Below are 15,684 nucleotides of genomic sequence, written 5' to 3' on the forward strand. Positions count from 1 at the left end.
TGCCATGGCTCCGCCATGGCGCCCTCCTCCGCCTTGCGATGCACGGCACCAGACCCCGCTCCCTGATCCGGCCTGATCCAAACGAAAGACCCTAGACCTCTCGGCACCTTCCCGGCCGCCCCGCCCTTCGGACGGCGACGGGAATCCGGCGACACGCCCCGGTCGGCAGCGACCCGCCCCGGTCGGCGGCGGCTCCCCGCCCGCCTCAACAGCCTCTCCCGCTACGGCAGTACACACTTTCGGGTTTCGTTCGCCGGGCCTTCGGGACACGGGGCTCACTTCCGGTACAAGCTGGAACTCCACGCACAAGCCGGAAGCCCCGGGCCCCGAGAGCCCGCCGGGCGTCCCCGTGCCCGGAGGAGAGCCCATGAGCGGAGGAGAGGCCACGAGCAGGCCGCCCCTCGACTCCGGCCCGGACGGCCGGACGGCAGGCGGACAGCGGCCCATGAGCCCACCGCCGCTCGCCTCGGGCCCCGGCGGCCCCGAGGCCCTGCGCCCCCTCCTCGGCACCGTGCTCGACGCGCTCGCGGCCGGCGGCACCGAGCGCGGCGGACCGCTGCCCGCCGGCGGACCGGAGGCCGTCGCCGCGCGCGTCGCCGACGCCCTCGGGGACGTCCTGCCGGACACCGGCGACCCGGACGCCCTGCGCGCCCTCGTGCACACCCTCGCCGCGGGCGCCGCCGACCCCGCCGACCCCCTCTGCGCGGCCCATCTGCACTGCCCGCCGCTCGCCCTGGCCACCGCCGCCGACCTCGCCGCGAGCGCCCTCAACCCCTCCCTGGACTCCTGGGACCAGGCCCCGGCCGCCTCCGCCCTGGAGGCAGCGGTCACCCGCACCCTCGCCCGCACGGCCGGCCTCGCCGACGCCCTCGTCACCACCGGCGGCACCGAGTCCAACCAACTCGCCCTGCTGCTGGCCCGCGAGGCGCACGGCGGCAGTGTGCGGCTCGTGTGCGGGGCGGGCGCCCACCACTCGCTGCCGCGCGCCGCCTGGCTGCTCGGCCTGCCCGACCCGGTCGTGCTCCCGGCACCCAACGGCACCCTGGACCCGGCCGCCCTCGACGAGGCCCTCACCACGCTCTCCGGCCCGCTGCTGGTTGCCGCCACCGCCGGCACCACCGACGCCGGGCTCATCGATCCGCTGCCGCAGATCGCCGGCCTGTGCGCCGCGCACGGCGTCCGGCTGCACATCGACGCGGCCTACGGCGGGGGCCTCCTCTTCAGCGACCGGCACCGCGACAAACTCGCCGGCCTCGAAGCCGCCCACACCGTCACCCTGGACCTGCACAAACTCGGCTGGCAGCCGGTCGCCGCCGGAGTCCTCGCCGTCGCCCGCCCCGGCGAACTCGCCGTCCTCCACCAGCACGCCGACTATCTCAACGCCGCCGACGACACCGAGGCAGGACTCCCCGACCTGCTCGGCCGCTCCCTGCGCACCACCCGCCGCGCCGACATCCTCAAGATCGCCGTCACCCTGAAGACGCTGGGCCGCAGCGGGCTCGGCGCCCTGGTCGACCAGGTCTGCACCCGGGCCCGGGAATTCGCCGCGCTCGTCCGGGAGCACCCCGGCTTCGAGCTGTACGACCGGCCCGTCATCAGCACCGTGCTGTTCCGGCCCGCCGAGGCGGACGACGACGCCGTGGCCGCCGTGCGCCGACGACTGCTGTACGAGGGCCGGGCCGTTCTCGGGCGCGCCCGGCTCGACGGACGGCTCTGGCTCAAGGCCACCGTCCTCAACCCCCACACCCGGCCGGACGACCTGGCCCACCTGCTCAAACTCGCCGAAGGAAGCACCCCCGGATGACCCACCCCCCATGCCACGAGCCCGCCTCCCCCCGCGACCTGGTCGGCATCGGCATCGGCCCCTGCAACCTCTCCCTCGCCGCCCTCGCCCATCCGCTCGCCGAACTCGACGCGGTCTTCTACGACCAGCGCCCCGGCTTCGACTGGCACCCCGGACTGCTCATCGAGGGCGCCACCGTCCAGGTGCCGTTCCTCGCCGACCTGGTGACCCTCGTGGACCCCACCAGCCCCTGGAGCTTCCTCAACTACCTCAGGACCCGCGACCGGCTCTTCCCCTTCTACTTCGCCGAGCGCTTCCACATCCAGCGCGCCGAGTACGACGCCTACTGCCGCTGGGTGGCGGAGGGGCTGCCCGGGCTGCGCTTCCGCCACCAGGTCGACTCCGTGCGCTGGAACCCCGAACGGGACGTGTTCGAGGTCGACTTCACCCAGCTCGACGCCGAGGGCGAGGCCGAGGCCCTCGGCCGTACCTACGCCCGCAACATCGTCCTCGGCATCGGCACCGCCCCCTATGTGCCCGACCCCCTCAAGCCCCTGGTGGCGGCGCCCGGCGTGCCCGTCGTGCACGCCGCCGACTACCTCGACCACCGGGACTCCGTGCTCGCCGCCGGGCACGTCACCGTCGTCGGCTCCGGACAGTCCGGCGCCGAGGTCTTCCTGGACCTGCTCAAGCACCGCCCGGCAGGCCGGGAACAACTGCACTGGATCGGCCGCACCGAGGCGTTCGCCCCGATGGAGTACTCCAAGCTGGGCCTGGAACACTTCACGCCCGACTACACGCGCTACTTCCACGCCCTGGCCGAGCCCGTCCGCGACCGGCTGGTCGCGGCCCAGTGGCAGCTGCACAAGGGCATCGACGCCGGCACCCTCGCCGCCATCCACGACGAGCTGTACCGGCGGACCCTGGACGGCGGCTGGCCCGACGCCGTCCTCACCCCCGGCGTCCGGGTCCGCACCGCGGGCCGGATCGCCACCACCAAGATCGAGCTGCATCTGGAGCACCTCCAGCAGGACAGCCGCTCCCGGCTCATCACCGACGCCGTCGTCCTCGCCACCGGGTACCGCGACCGCCCCCTCGACCGGCTCCTCGCCGGCCTGGACCCCTATCTCCGCCGCGACAGCAGCGAACGCCCCCGCATCGACGAGGAGTTCCGGCTCGTCCTGGACCCCTCGGTCACCGGCTCGGTCCACGTCCAGAACGCGGAGCTGCACACCCACGGCATCGGCGCGCCCGACCTGGGCCTCGCCGCCTGGCGCAGCGCCACCATCCTCAACTCGGTCACCGGCAAGGACCCCTATCCGATGCCGTCCCGAACGGCCTTCACCTCGTTCGGGCTGGAGGAGCCGGCGGCCCGGGTGCCCCAGGGCAGACAGCCCAAGCGGCTCACCCCCCTCGTCGAGGGCAGGTGAGCCGCCGGCCGCGGGACCCCTAGAACACCGGCGTGCCGTTGCGCACCAGCTTCCAGTCCACGGAGGCGAAGTCCTTCGGGTCCAGGACGCCCTTCGCGGTCACCCACTCCGCGATCCGGGTGCGGATCTCCGTCGACTCCGCCCACAGCTCCTTGGCGGTGGCGACGTGCGGGAAGGCACCGCCGCCGTTGGCGCGGTAGTTGTTCACCGCGAACACGAACTGCCGGCTGTCGTCCAGCGCGGCCCCGTCGAAGGCGAGGTTCTTGATCCGCGAACCGGCCGGCTGGGCGATGTCGATGTCGTACGTCAGGCCCGAGACGTAGTCGTAGTTGTAGTCCGGGCGGTTGTTCGCGTTGGTCAGCTTGTCGACGTCGACCGTGGCGTCGGCGGCCGTCTGGACGTAGTACTCCGCCGAGTACTCCAGGTAGGCCCGCACCTGGGCGCCCGTCAGCAGCTTCGCGACCAGCGTGTTGTCGTAGACGTACAGGCTCGACAGGTCCCGGATGGTGACGTCGCCCGCCGGGATCTCGGAGGTCCGGGAGAACGGCGAGGCCTGGGCGATCACCGGCAGCGAGGCGTACTCGGTGCCCGCGAGCGCGGCCTTGACCACGTCCTCCTGGACCTTGGTGATCAGGTCGATGATCGGGGCGTCCTTGTAGCGGGCGTCCACGGTCGTCAGGGTCGCGGTCGCCCGGCCGACGACCTGGTTGACGTACGCGACGACCTTCTCGTGCTCGTCCTGCAGCAGCTTGGTGATCTTCGGGTCGTCGGCGACGGTGTTGGAGTTGCGCAGCGAGGCGGAGACCGACTCGACCTCCCAGCGGCCCTTGGAGAACACCAGCTCGATGTCGAAGAGGGTGAGCCGCTCGGCGTAGCACAGCGGCTCGGACAGCACGACGGTCTTGCCGGTCCGGTCGTTGACGACCTTCAGCTCCGGGATCTCCACGTGCGCGTGACCGACCAGGATCGCGTCGATGCCGGGCACCTGCTTGGCCACGTTGGCCGCCGCGTTCTCCACGTACGGCACCTGGTCGCCGTAGGACGACGTGCCGGAGGCACCCGAGTGCGCCGAGACGACGACCACGTCCGCGCCCATCGACCTCAGCTTCGGCACCCACGTGGCGGCCTGCTCCTCCAGGCCCGGGAAGGCCAGCTTGCCCTGGACGTAGGCCTTGTCCCAGATCGCGATGCCCGGGTTGGTCAGGCCGAGCACGGCGACCTTGACGGGCTTGGCACCCGGCACGTGGAACGTCTTCATGAAGTACGGCGGGAAGGCGGGCCGGAGCGTCTTCGCGTCCACGGCGTTGGCGCCGAGCAGCGGGAAGTCGAGCTGGTCCTCGAACTTCCGCAGCGTCTCGATGCCGTAGTTGAACTCGTGGTTGCCGAGGGCCGCCGCGTCGTACCCGATCGCGTTCATCGCCTGCGCCATCGGGTGCACCGGGCCGCCCTTGGCGGTGATCGGGTCGACCTTGGCGTAGTAGTAGGCCAGCGGAGTGCCCTGGATGGTGTCACCGGCGTCCAGCAGCAGGGTGTTGCAGCGGCCCTTCTCCTCGCGCACCTGGTTCACCAGCGTGGAGATGCGTGCCAGACCCATCGCGTTGCCCGCCTTGTCGGCGTACTCCGCGTCCTTGAAGTAGTCCCAGTTGAAGACGTGGCCGTGCAGGTCGGTGGTGCCCATGACGGTCAGGGAGTACCGCTTCACGGGATGCCCGGGCTTCCTGCCCTCCGCCGCCTCGGCCGCCGGGGCCGCCGCCGCGCCGGCGATCGCCACTCCGGCTCCGGTGACGGCGGACTTCTTCAGGAACTTGCGGCGGTTCAACGGCATGTCTCGGTCTCCTTGGCGAACAATGGACAACGCGCGTAGATTCTGACCTGAGCATGACTTACGGCAACAGGTCCGGGAGGTTGCGATCTGGTGACCTGTTCCCCGGGCCCCGGCCGCCGAAGCGGCCCCCGCGTGCCAGAGTGGGACCATGACCACCCCGTACGGCACCGCCGACGTCCCCCTTCTCGTGGTCCGCGGCGAGGCCGCGTTCGACGTCGAGCCCGAACTCGCCCGGATCGCCGTCACGGTGAGCGCCCGGGGCCGCGACCGCCGGGCCACGCTCGACGACCTCACCCGCCGCAACGCCCGCGCCCTCGACCTGGTGAGGTCCTACGGGGACGCCGTGACGCAGCTGTCCACCGGGGCCGTCTCGATCACCCCGGAACTCGCCGACCACGGCAGGGGCGAGCGCGTGCGCAGCCATCACGGCCGGGTCCAATGCAGCGCCGAACTGACCGACTTCACCCTCCTCGGCGAACTCACCGCCGCGCTGGCCGACTTGGAGCTGACCCGGGTCGACGGACCCTGGTGGTCGCTGCGCCCCGACTCGCCGGTGCACGCCGAGGCCCGGCGGCGGGCGGTGGGTGACGCGCTCCAGCGGGCCCGGGAGTACGCCGAGGCCCTCGGCACCTCGGTCGCCGCCCTCCTCGAACTCGCCGACACCGGCGTCGAACGCCCCCGCCCGGCCCGCGCCCCCTTCGGGCGGGGGATGCGCCGGGCGTCCCTCGCCGATCAGGAGCAGCCACCCGAGCCGCTCGACCTGGAGGTGCCGCAGCTGCGAGTCTCCGCTCAGGTGAGCGCGCAATTCAGCATGCGTCCCCCGCGTTTGTGATCACCGGCCCTTAATTCGCTCATAGGAGCGACCGGCCGCACAATTCAACAGTTGTCAATAAGCCTTTGCCGAAAGTGTGTTGAGTAGTCACGCAGGGCCAATTCTCTACCCACGGGTAAGCCCTAGGCTCGACTCATGCGCCGAGCGAAGATCGTCTGTACATTGGGGCCCGCCACCGACTCGTACGACCAGATCAAGGCACTGGTCGAGGCCGGAATGGACGTCGCCCGCTTCAACCTCAGCCACGGTACGCACGCCGAGCACGAGGAGCGTTATCAGCGTGTGCGAAAGGCGGCCGACGAGACCGGCCGCAGCGTCGGAATCCTCGCCGACCTTCAGGGCCCGAAGATCCGGCTCGGCCGATTCGCCGAAGGTCCCGTACTCCTTGAACGCGGCGACACCTTCACCATCACCGTGGAGGACGGCGTCGAGGGCGACCGCCACCGGTGCGGCACCACCTACGCCGGCCTCGCCGCCGATGTCAGCCCCGGCGAGCGCGTCCTCGTGGACGACGGCAAGGTCTGCCTGGAGGTCACCGCCGTCGACGGGCCCCGCGTCCACACCCGGGTGGTCGAGGGCGGGGTCGTCTCCGACCACAAGGGCCTGAACCTCCCCGGCGTCGCCGTCTCCGTCCCCGCCCTGTCCAAGAAGGACGAGGACGACCTGCGCTGGGCGCTGCGCACCGGCTTCGACGTCGTGGCCCTCTCCTTCGTGCGCAGCGGCGACGACGTCAGGGACGTGCACCGCATCATGGCCGAGGAGGGCCGCCGCCTCCCGGTGATCGCCAAGGTCGAGAAGCCGCAGGCGGTGGAGAACCTCGACGGCATCGTGGCCGCCTTCGACGGGCTGATGGTGGCTCGCGGTGACCTCGGCGTCGAGATGCCGCTGGAGCAGGTCCCGATCGTCCAGAAGCGTGCCGTCAAGCTGGCCAGGCGCAACGCCAAGCCGGTGATCGTCGCCACCCAGATGCTGGACTCGATGATCGAGAACTCCCGGCCCACCCGGGCCGAGGCGTCCGACGTCGCCAACGCCGTCCTGGACGGCACGGACGCGGTGATGCTCTCCGGCGAGACCAGCGTCGGCAAGTACGCCGTCGAGACCGTCCGCACCATGGCGAAGATCGTCACGGCGGCGGAGGAGGACATGCTGGCCAAGGGCCTGCCGCCGCTGACCGAGCGGAGCAAGCCGCGCACCCAGGGCGGCGCGGTCGCCCGGGCCGCCGCCGAGATGGGCGACTTCCTGGGCGCGAAGTTCCTGGTGGCGTTCACCCAGTCGGGAGACACCGCCCGGCGCCTCTCCCGCTACCGCTCGCCGATCCCGCTGCTCGCCTTCACCCCGGAGCAGGCCACCCGCTCCCAGCTCAGTCTCACCTGGGGCGCGGAGACCTTCCTCGGCCCGCACGTGGACTCCACGGACGCCATGGTCGACCAGGTGGACGAGCTGCTGCTGAAGTACGGCCGCTGCCGGAAGGGCGATGTCGTGGTGATCACGGCGGGCTCGCCGCCCGGCGTCTCCGGTTCGACCAACATGGTCCGGGTCCACCACATCGGCGAGGACGACAGCCCCCGGTGAACGCAACAGGGCCCCTCACCCGGAGGGGCCCTACGGAACACTGACCTTGGAATCCAAGGAAAAGTGCCCCGGGTCGGACTCGAACCGACACTGTACGGGTTTTGAATCCGTTGCCTGCTGCCAATTGGGCTACCGGGGCTCGCAGAATCCAAGGTTTCCCCCGACCCTCCGCGCGTCCACCATACCGTAGCTAGGTAGGCTCTTGTCAGCAGTACCCCTGCCTGAACGAGGAGCCCCTGTGACCGCCGAGTCGCCCCAGCCCGTAGACGCGCCCGACGACGACAAGTCGCACGTGCCTCCGCTGACGACCCGTGTCGTCATCGCCGAGGACGAGGCCCTGATCCGGCTCGACCTGAAGGAGATGCTGGAGGAGGAGGGGTACACCGTCGTCGGCGAGGCCGGCGACGGTGAGCAGGCCGTCGAGCTGGCCCGCGAGCACCGGCCGGATCTGGTCATCCTGGACGTGAAGATGCCCAAGCTGGACGGCATCTCCGCGGCCGAGAAGATCGCCGAGGAGTCCATCGCGCCGGTCCTGATGCTCACCGCCTTCTCGCAGCGCGACCTCGTCGAGCGCGCCCGGGACGCCGGCGCCATGGCGTACCTGGTCAAGCCCTTCAGCAAGAGCGACGTGGTCCCGGCCATCGAGATGGCCGTCTCCCGCTTCACCGAGCTGAAGCAGCTGGAGAAGGAGGTCGCCGACCTCACCCTGCGGCTGGAGACCCGCAAGCTGGTCGACCGCGCGAAGTCCATCCTGCAGACCGAGTACGGCCTGACCGAGCCGGCCGCCTTCCGCTGGATCCAGAAGACCTCCATGGACCGCCGCATGTCGATGCAGCAGGTCGCCGAGGCGGTCATCGCGGACAACGAGGAGAAGAAGTCCGCGAAGAAGGGCTGACACCTTCCCCACGACGAGGCCCGCGCCCCCGGAGAAGAGGGGCGCGGGCCTCGTCGTGTCCGAACGGTCAGTCCTCGCCCAGGTAGGCCTTGCGGACCGACTCGTCGTGCAGCAGGTCCTGGCCGGTGCCGGACAGGACGATGTTGCCGATCTCCATCACATGACCCCGGTCGGCGAGGGAGAGCGCCGCCTGGGCGTTCTGCTCGACCAGCAGGATCGTGGTGCCCTGCGACTTCAGCTCGGCGATCGTCGCCATGATCTTCTGCATCATGATCGGCGACAGACCCATCGAGGGCTCGTCCAGCATCAGCAGCTTCGGCTGGGACATCAGCGCCCTGCCCATCGCCAGCATCTGCTGCTCACCGCCGGAGAGGGTGCCGGCGGCCTGCTTCCGGCGTTCCCCGAGGATGGGGAAGAGGTCGTAGGCGCGCTGGATGTCCCGCTCGATGCCCGGCTTGTCGTTGCGCAGGAACGCGCCGAGGCGCAGGTTGTCCTCGATGCTCATGCGCGGGAAGATGTGCCGCCCCTCGGGGGAGTGGGCGAGGCCCAGCGAGACCACCTGGTGGGGCGGGACCTTCTTCAGCGATCTGCCGTTGAACTTGATCTGTCCGCCGACCGGCTTCAGCAGCCCGGACAGCGTGCGCAGGGTGGTGGTCTTGCCGGCGCCGTTGGTGCCGATGAGCGTGACCACCTGACCGGCATCGACCTTGAAGGAGATGCCCTTGACGGCCTCGATCTTGCCGTAGGCGACCCGCAGGTCCTCGACTTCGAGCAGTGCGGTCATCGGTCGTTCTCCTTGCCGGGCGCGGCGTCGGTCGTGGTCTCGGCGCCCTCCGCGGCGGCATCGGCGCCTGCCTCGGCCGTGGTGTCGGCGTCTGCCTCGGCCGTGGTGTCGGCGTGCGCCTCCGCCGTCGCCTCGGCGTGCGCCTCGGCGGCCTCCACCTCGGCCACCTCCTCGGCGCCGGGCGCGTTCTCGAACGGTTCGCCGAGGTAGGCCGCGATCACCCGCTCGTCGCCCTGGACGGTCGTGCTGTCGCCCTCGATCAGCTTCTCGCCCTGCACGAGCACGGCCACGCGGTCGCACAGGTTGAAGATGAAGCGCATGTCGTGCTCGATGACGAGGACGGCGATGCCCATGTCCCGGATCGCGAAGACCAGTTCCTCGGTGGTCCGGGTCTCCTGCGGGTTCATGCCGGCCGTCGGCTCGTCGAGCAGCAGCAGACCGGGCTCGCTGGCCAGCGCGCGCGCGATCTCCAGCTTGCGCTGCTCGCCGTAGGGCAGGTTGCGGGCGAGGTGCTCGGACTTGTGGTCCAGGCCCACGAACTCCAGCAGCTCCATGGCCCGGTCACGGGAGGCCTTCTCGGCCTTGTGGAAGCCGGGGCCGCGCAGCACGGCCGACCAGAAGCCCTCCTTGGTGCGGGTGTGCCGGCCGACGAGCACGTTCTCCAGGACGGTCATGTTGGCGAACAGCCGGATGTTCTGGAAGGTGCGCGCGATGCCGGCCGCGGTGACCTTGAAGGACTTGGGCGGCAGGACCTGGCCCTTGTACCGGACCTCGCCCTCGGTGGGCACGTACAGGCCGGTCAGGCAGTTGAAGAAGGTGGTCTTGCCGGCGCCGTTGGGGCCGATCAGGCCGACGATCTCGCCGGCGTTGACGGTGAGGTCGACGCCGCGTACGGCGGTCAGGCCGCCGAAGCGCATCGTCACGCCGCGGGCGTCGAGGACGGTCTCGCCGGGCGCGGCGGCGTCGGCGGTGGCGGCCTTCGTGGTGGTGTCGGTGGTCATGGTGGTCAGGCCCCCGCCTTCGTCAGGAGGGTGGGTGCTTCCGCGTCCTCGTGGAACTCGAGCTGGCGGCGCCGGTTCGGGATGAGGCCCTCGGGACGGAACCGCATCAGCAGGATGAGCGCGAGACCGAAGGCGAAGAGCTGGTAGTTGCCCAGGAACTGGAGCTTGTTCGGGATCAGGAAGAGCAGGGCCGCGCCGATCAGCGGGCCGCTGATGGTGCCCATGCCGCCGAGGACGACCGCGGCGAGCAGGAAGGCCGAGTTGGGCGGGATGGCACCGGCGAACAGGTACTGCTCGGGCGTCACGGTGTAGGTGACGTGGGCCTGGACCGTACCGGCGAGACCGGCGAGCGAGGCGCCGACGGCGAAGGCGATGAGCTTGACCCGGAAGCCGTTGATGCCCATGGCGAGCGCGGCGGTCTCGTCCTCGCGGATGGCCACCCAGGCGCGTCCGATGCGGGAGTTGCCGCTGCGGCGGAAGACCAGCACCACGATCGCGGTGATGAGCAGCATCAGGAAGAAGTAGTTGGCGAACCGGCCGATGGTGTAGCCGCCCATGTCGTGCTGGGCACCGAAGTCGAAGCCGAGGACGTCGAGGTTCGGGATCGAGGAGACACCGTTGGAGCCGTTGGTGATGTCGGGCCCGGAGGTGCCGTCGAGGTTGTTCGCCGTGATGCGGAAGATCTCACCGAAGCCGAGGGTGACGATGGCGAGGTAGTCGCCGCGCAGCCGGAGCGTGGGGGCGCCGATCAGCACACCGAAGACCAGCGAGGCGGCGGCGCCGACCAGGACCGCGGCCCAGAACGGGAAGTGCACGTCGAACGGCGAGCTGGGGGAGCCGGAGACCAGGGCCGCCGCGTAGGCGCCGACGCCGAGGAAGGCGACGTATCCGAGGTCGAGAAGGCCGGCCAGGCCGACGACGATGTTCAGGCCGAGGGCGACGGTGGCGAAGATGAGGATGTAGACGCCGAGGGTCGCGTACTGGTCGTTGGTCTGGGTGAAGGGGAACAGCGCCGCCGCGAGGAAGGCACCGGTGGTCGTGATGGCCTGGTGCCGGGAGGTGATCTGCGAGGCGTGGGCGATCAGGCCGGCCTTGTTCAGGGCGGCGAAGCCGAAGCCGGCGGTGATGAGGAAGCCGATGAACTGCTCGTCGTACTCGGTGCCGATGCCGTAGGTGAAGACGGTGAGGCCGAGCGCGAGGATCGCGACGATGATCAGGATCTCGGCGTACGACGGGAGCGCGGGCACGGGGCGCGGCGCACCGGCGGAGAAGACCGCCTTGATGGTCTCCCACTGGTACGCGGCCGAGTGCTTGAACTTCTCCCAGCCGCTGTCGTCGGGGTCGATCGGCTCGGGCTCGGGCCGCCGGAAGGGCAGGGCGAGCGCGCCGGTCAGGGCCGCGAGGCTGCCGGCGGCGGCGAGGAAGCCGCCGGGTTCGAGGTTGACCAGGCCGCCGAGTTCGGTGCTGATCGCGAGGACCGTGTACCAGCTGGTGGCGAAGGTGGCCAGGGTGGCGAACTTCAGGGCGGCGTCGGGACCGGCGGGTGCCAGCCAGCCGAGGCCGCGGACACCGTAGGAAGCGAGCGCGTACAGGGTGGCGACGAGCGCCCCGATGAGGACGAGGACCTGGAGGCCGCCCGGGTAGCCGTAGACGGTGAGGTCGCCGGGGAAGTCCGCCGTCCACGTCCAGGCGAGGAAGGTGGAGACGATCGTGAGCACGCTGCCGCCGAGGGCGAGGGCGCGAGCGGCCTTCTCGGGCAGCGGGATCAGGCCGGTGGGGGCGTCGGCCGTGCGGGCGCCGGGAGTGTCGGGTGCGGTGGTCTGTGTGGTCATCGGTGTCACGCCCTGTCCGCGACGCGCTCGCCGAGCAGGCCCTGCGGCCTGAACAGCAGTACGAGGATGAGGAGTACGAAGGCCCAGACGTCGGCCCAGGACTGGCTGCCGAACTTGTCCATGCCCGGGATGTCGGCGATGTAGGCGGTGGCCAGGGTCTCGGCCACGCCGAGGACCACGCCGCCGATCATGGCGCCGTAGATGTTCCCGATGCCGCCGAGGACGGCCGCGGTGAACGCCTTCAGGCCGAGGATGAAGCCCATCCGGAAGTTGATCTCGCCGTACTTCAGGCCGTAGGCGACGGCTCCGACCGCGGCGAACGCGGCGCCGAGCGCGAACGCGATCACGATGATGCGGTCGGTGTTGACGCCCATCAGCTTGGCGGTGTCCGGGTCCTGGGCGGTGGCCTGCATACCGCGGCCGGTACGCGTCTTCATCACGAAGTAGGCCAGGACGGCCATGCTGATCGGGGCGGCGGCGACCAGGAAGATGTCGCCGGTCTGGATGGTGACGCTGCCGATCTCGAACGGTCCGCCGGGGATCTGCGGGAAGGTGCGCGCGGACTTCGCCTCCGGGTACCAGGCCCACACCGCCTGCTGCAGCGCGAGGGAGAGGCCGATCGCGGTGATCAGGGGCGCGAGGCGCGGGGCGGTGCGGAGGGGCCGGTAGGCGAACCGTTCCGCCCCGACGGCGATGGCGACCGCGACGATGATGGCACCGACGATCATCAGCGGCAGCGCGAGCCACATGCTGGTGCCGCCGGGAAGCCAGAGCCAGACGGTGAGAGCGCCGAACGCTCCCGTCATGAATATCTCGCCGTGGGCGAAGTTGATGAGCTGGACAATGCCGTAGACCATTGTGTAGCCGATGGCGACCAGCCCGTACATGGATCCTAGTAGCAGGCCGTTGACCAGCTGCTGCGGCAGTTCGTTCACCGCATGTCCTCCGAGCGTTCGGAAAGTGCGAGGGAAGTGGCCGGATGCGAGTCCGCGCGGGGCGCCAGTGGAACAGCGCCCCGCGCGGCTCTTGAGTGGGTCGGGCGTGGATCAGCCGGAGTAGGTACCGGACTTGACGGGAACCCAGGCACCGTTCTTCACGGCGTACACGGTGAGCTGCTTGTTGGTGGCGTCACCGAACTCGTCGAAGGAGACCTTGCCGGTCACACCGTCGAAGGACACGCCCTGCATGGCCTCGGTGACCTTCGCGCGGCCGTCGCTGGGCAGCTTGCCGCCGTTGGCGTCGACGACCTTCTTCACGGCCTCGATGACCGCCCAGGCGGAGTCGTAGGCGTAACCGCCGTAGGCGGAGTACTCCTCCTTGTAGCCCGCGGCCTTGTAGTCGGCGACGAACTGCTTGGCGGAGGGGAGGTCCTCGACCGGGGCACCGACGGAGGTGGCCAGGTCGCCGGTGGCCTCGGAGCCGGCCAGCTTCATGAACGTGTCGTCCTTGATGCCGTCACCGCCGACCAGCGGGATCTTGGCACCGGCGGCCTTGATCTGCTTGCTGAGCGGGCCGGCCTGCGGGTACTCGCCGCCGTAGTAGACGACCTCGGCACCCGAGTTCTTCACCTTGGTGGCGACCGCGGAGAAGTCCTTGGCGTCGGGGTTGATGTGCTCGGTGCCGACCACCTTGCCGCCGAGCTTCTTGAACTCCTCGGTGAAGGTCGCGGCGAGGCCGGAGCCGTAGGTCTTCTTGTCGTCGATGACGAAGACCTTCTTCTTCTTGGCGGTGTTGTAGACGTACTGGGCGGCGAACGGGCCCTGGATGGCGTCCGTGGTCGCGGTGCGGAAGTACGACTTGTACCCGCGGACCTTCTTGGTCTGCCAGTCCGGGCCCTGGGTGAGGCCCGGGCCGGTGTTGGCCGGGGAGACCTCGACCAGCTTGGCGTCGTCGAAGACCTTCTGCATCGACTCGGCGACCGAGGAGTTCAGCGGGCCGACGACACCGAGGACCTCCGGCTCGGAGACGAACTTGGAGGCGTTCTGCTGGCCGGCGGACGGCTGCGCCTGGTCGTCGAGCGCCTCGACCTTGAAGGTGACGCCCTTGACGAGGTTCTGCTTGTTGGCGTTCTTGGCGGCGAGGTCCGCCGAGTTCTTGATGCCGAGGCCCATGGCGGACAGGTCGCCGGTCAGCGGGGCGTCGACGCCGATGACGACGGTCGTGCCGCCGTCGCCGGAGTCCGAGCCCTTCTTGTCGCCGCCGTCGCGCGAGCCGCAGGCGGTGAGGGTGAGCGCTCCCGCCGCCAGCGCGGCGGTGATGGCGATAAGCGAACGTTGACGCACGATCAGTCCTTTCCCCAGGCACAACCGCCTCCCCGTGGAAGCGGCCGAGTCGCGCGCCGCGCTGAATGGAGATTCGGAAGGCGCGGTGACTGGCCGTGACTCTAAGCGTGTGTGGGGAACGTGGAGGAGTGTCTGACCGAGGCTGTGACGCTCTTGTTATGACACGACGTAATGCAGAGCGGTACTGCGTGGGCGGGAAGGAGGAATTCAGGTGGATTCGCGGCGTCCGCATTTTGAGAACCCGCAGGACCCGCCATGATCCATTCAGGTGTCTCGGCCGTTTTGGTGATTACCCGGATCTGTTGCTGCAGGCTACCTCCAGGGCGCGTGAGAGGTCCCGCGCGTACCGCGGGCCCGGGATGAAGCTCTGCGTCTGTATTGCGCGCGTATTACGCAGAGTTACGTCCAGGAAAGGGAGGCTGGCGTTCCTGGGGACTTTCCCGCATTTCGTCACGTGCATCGTTATCGTGATCTTGCGGGCGGTACCCGCCTTTGTCTGGAACGGAACTGATGGCTCCGTGGTCAGCGAGAGCCCCGCGTACGGCTGCGTCACCCGGGCCACGGTGACCGGCGGACCGGACGTCACGCTCAGTAGGACGGCGAGGCTGAAGCTGCGCGGCGGGGCGCCCTCCGGAGTGGTCCGGCCGTCGAGGTAGGTCACGTCCACCACTTGGACGGGGTACGGCACCGGTGCGGGGGAGCGCGCGGTGCGCGGCTGCTGCGGCCGGGTCGCGTAGAGGTAGCCGCCGCCCGCCAGGAGGGCGATCGCGGCGAGGAGGGCGACGGCGATCCGCCGGTGGCGGGTGTACCGGGCGGCCAGGATGGCGCGCGCTCCTCCGGCCGGCCGCGGGTCCTCCGCCCCCGGGTCGTCCCACGCGCGTGTGCCCTCGCCGGGCTCCGGCGGACCGATGCCGGTCATGTCCAGGGGCCTCCGCTCGGGGTCCCGTGGCGATAGCGGTCGGCGCAGGCTCCGCGCACCTGACGGTCGATCAACTCCTGTGCCGCTCGGGCCCCCTGGCGTCGCTCGACGGCCCGCGCGGCGTCCACCACGTCCCTCAGGATCTGGTACTGCCCATGGGACAGGCCCATCGACTGGTAGTCCCCGTAGGTGCCGCCGTCGAGCACCTCGCGGGACCAGTGGCCGACGATCCTGGCGCAGAGGTCGGCGTCGGAGGTGGGGGTGGGGGCGGCGGGGGCGCTGGAGCGCGGGGAGCCCGGCGCGGGGAGGGGGCGCCGGGAAGCCGCGGGCTCGGCGCAGCCCGCCGCGCACAGCAGGGCCGGCAACGCCAGCCCGAGCACCAGGAACCTCACCCCCGGCCGGGGGCCTCCTCGCCGTCCCATGAGGCGAAGCTAAGGGGGCGGGACGGCGAGGGGCAACGCTCCGGCCGCGGACGCCCGGCTTCCGCCGCGCGCGGACCCGTCCGGCGGCCGAGCGCCGGCGTCGGGAC

The 15,684-nt window shown here is 70.5% G+C and carries 13 protein-coding genes and 1 tRNA gene; 5 read left to right on the forward strand and 9 right to left on the reverse strand.

Going from position 1 to position 15,684, the window contains the following annotated elements:
• Positions 1–445 precede the first annotated feature (445 nt).
• Complete coding sequence (locus ACZ7KF_RS31055) at positions 446–1,804, forward strand: pyridoxal phosphate-dependent decarboxylase family protein (RefSeq protein WP_471082794.1); 1,359 nt, start codon at positions 446–448, stop codon at positions 1,802–1,804.
• Entirely contained in the window at positions 1,801–3,213 is a 1,413-nt protein-coding gene (locus tag ACZ7KF_RS31060; protein ID WP_471082326.1) for a lysine N(6)-hydroxylase/L-ornithine N(5)-oxygenase family protein, read from the forward strand. The genes ACZ7KF_RS31055 and ACZ7KF_RS31060 overlap by 4 nt, the downstream gene beginning before the upstream one ends.
• Before the next feature lie 19 nt (positions 3,214–3,232).
• Here ACZ7KF_RS31060 and ACZ7KF_RS31065 read toward each other — a convergent pair whose 3' ends face one another.
• On the reverse strand, positions 3,233–5,038 hold the full coding sequence (locus ACZ7KF_RS31065; protein WP_471082329.1) for a bifunctional metallophosphatase/5'-nucleotidase: 1,806 nt from the start codon (positions 5,036–5,038) through the stop codon (positions 3,233–3,235).
• A gap of 148 nt (positions 5,039–5,186) precedes the next feature.
• Between ACZ7KF_RS31065 and ACZ7KF_RS31070 the strand changes: the two genes are divergently transcribed.
• Together ACZ7KF_RS31070 and pyk are read left to right on the forward strand one after the other, a co-directional pair.
• Entirely contained in the window at positions 5,187–5,870 is a 684-nt protein-coding gene (locus ACZ7KF_RS31070; RefSeq protein WP_471082332.1) for an SIMPL domain-containing protein, read from the forward strand.
• A gap of 135 nt (positions 5,871–6,005) precedes the next feature.
• Complete coding sequence (gene pyk / locus ACZ7KF_RS31075) at positions 6,006–7,442, forward strand: pyruvate kinase (protein ID WP_471082335.1); 1,437 nt, start codon at positions 6,006–6,008, stop codon at positions 7,440–7,442.
• Positions 7,443–7,506: 64 nt separating this feature from the next.
• Here the strand turns inward: pyk and ACZ7KF_RS31080 are convergent.
• A tRNA-Leu gene (locus tag ACZ7KF_RS31080) sits at positions 7,507–7,581 on the reverse strand.
• Between the two features lie 99 nt (positions 7,582–7,680).
• Between ACZ7KF_RS31080 and ACZ7KF_RS31085 the strand changes: the two genes are divergently transcribed.
• A complete protein-coding gene (locus ACZ7KF_RS31085; RefSeq protein WP_471082338.1) occupies positions 7,681–8,337 on the forward strand; it encodes an ANTAR domain-containing response regulator in 657 nt (218 codons plus the stop codon).
• A 67-nt stretch (positions 8,338–8,404) separates the two neighbouring features.
• Here the strand turns inward: ACZ7KF_RS31085 and ACZ7KF_RS31090 are convergent, their stop codons facing one another.
• The 7 genes from ACZ7KF_RS31090 to ACZ7KF_RS31120 all read right to left on the reverse strand — a co-directional run bounded on the left by ACZ7KF_RS31090 (position 8,405) and on the right by ACZ7KF_RS31120 (position 15,577).
• Positions 8,405–9,121, reverse strand: coding sequence for an ABC transporter ATP-binding protein (locus tag ACZ7KF_RS31090; RefSeq protein ID WP_471082341.1), 717 nt, complete (start codon positions 9,119–9,121; stop codon positions 8,405–8,407).
• Complete coding sequence (locus tag ACZ7KF_RS31095; protein WP_471082342.1) at positions 9,118–10,122, reverse strand: ABC transporter ATP-binding protein; 1,005 nt, start codon at positions 10,120–10,122, stop codon at positions 9,118–9,120. The genes ACZ7KF_RS31090 and ACZ7KF_RS31095 overlap by 4 nt, the downstream gene beginning before the upstream one ends.
• Positions 10,123–10,127: 5 nt before the next feature.
• On the reverse strand, positions 10,128–11,954 hold the full coding sequence (locus ACZ7KF_RS31100; RefSeq protein WP_471082345.1) for a branched-chain amino acid ABC transporter permease: 1,827 nt from the start codon (positions 11,952–11,954) through the stop codon (positions 10,128–10,130).
• A 5-nt stretch (positions 11,955–11,959) separates the two neighbouring features.
• The gene (locus ACZ7KF_RS31105) at positions 11,960–12,889 is read right to left on the reverse strand and encodes a branched-chain amino acid ABC transporter permease (RefSeq protein WP_225822518.1); all 930 of its coding nucleotides are present in this window, start codon (positions 12,887–12,889) and stop codon (positions 11,960–11,962) included.
• A gap of 111 nt (positions 12,890–13,000) precedes the next feature.
• Positions 13,001–14,236: a branched-chain amino acid ABC transporter substrate-binding protein gene (locus tag ACZ7KF_RS31110; protein WP_471082349.1), complete on the reverse strand. Its 1,236-nt coding sequence runs from the start codon at positions 14,234–14,236 to the stop codon at positions 13,001–13,003.
• A 289-nt stretch (positions 14,237–14,525) separates the two neighbouring features.
• The gene (locus ACZ7KF_RS31115; RefSeq protein WP_471082352.1) at positions 14,526–15,155 is read right to left on the reverse strand and encodes a Tat pathway signal sequence domain protein; all 630 of its coding nucleotides are present in this window, start codon (positions 15,153–15,155) and stop codon (positions 14,526–14,528) included.
• Positions 15,152–15,577, reverse strand: a complete 426-nt coding sequence (locus tag ACZ7KF_RS31120; RefSeq protein ID WP_471082355.1) for a hypothetical protein — start codon at positions 15,575–15,577, stop codon at positions 15,152–15,154. Before ACZ7KF_RS31120 ends, ACZ7KF_RS31115 begins: the two co-directional genes overlap by 4 nt.
• Positions 15,578–15,684 lie beyond the last annotated feature (107 nt).

Source organism: Streptomyces sp. NPDC038200, assembly GCF_055600785.1.

What these genes read in the sequence shown, in the direction of transcription:
- ACZ7KF_RS31060 (WP_471082326.1), top strand. Translation starts at nt 1,801, where the DNA reads ATGACCCACCCCCCATGCCACGAGCCCGCCTCCCCCCGCGACCTGGTC.
- ACZ7KF_RS31065 (WP_471082329.1), bottom strand. Translation starts at nt 5,038, where the DNA reads ATGCCGTTGAACCGCCGCAAGTTCCTGAAGAAGTCCGCCGTCACCGGA.
- ACZ7KF_RS31055 (WP_471082794.1), top strand. Translation starts at nt 446, where the DNA reads ATGAGCCCACCGCCGCTCGCCTCGGGCCCCGGCGGCCCCGAGGCCCTG.
- ACZ7KF_RS31100 (WP_471082345.1), bottom strand. Translation starts at nt 11,954, where the DNA reads ATGACCACACAGACCACCGCACCCGACACTCCCGGCGCCCGCACGGCC.
- ACZ7KF_RS31070 (WP_471082332.1), top strand. Translation starts at nt 5,187, where the DNA reads ATGACCACCCCGTACGGCACCGCCGACGTCCCCCTTCTCGTGGTCCGC.
- ACZ7KF_RS31090 (WP_471082341.1), bottom strand. Translation starts at nt 9,121, where the DNA reads ATGACCGCACTGCTCGAAGTCGAGGACCTGCGGGTCGCCTACGGCAAG.
- ACZ7KF_RS31115 (WP_471082352.1), bottom strand. Translation starts at nt 15,155, where the DNA reads ATGACCGGCATCGGTCCGCCGGAGCCCGGCGAGGGCACACGCGCGTGG.
- ACZ7KF_RS31120 (WP_471082355.1), bottom strand. Translation starts at nt 15,577, where the DNA reads ATGGGACGGCGAGGAGGCCCCCGGCCGGGGGTGAGGTTCCTGGTGCTC.
- pyk (WP_471082335.1), top strand. Translation starts at nt 6,006, where the DNA reads ATGCGCCGAGCGAAGATCGTCTGTACATTGGGGCCCGCCACCGACTCG.
- ACZ7KF_RS31095 (WP_471082342.1), bottom strand. Translation starts at nt 10,122, where the DNA reads ATGACCACCGACACCACCACGAAGGCCGCCACCGCCGACGCCGCCGCG.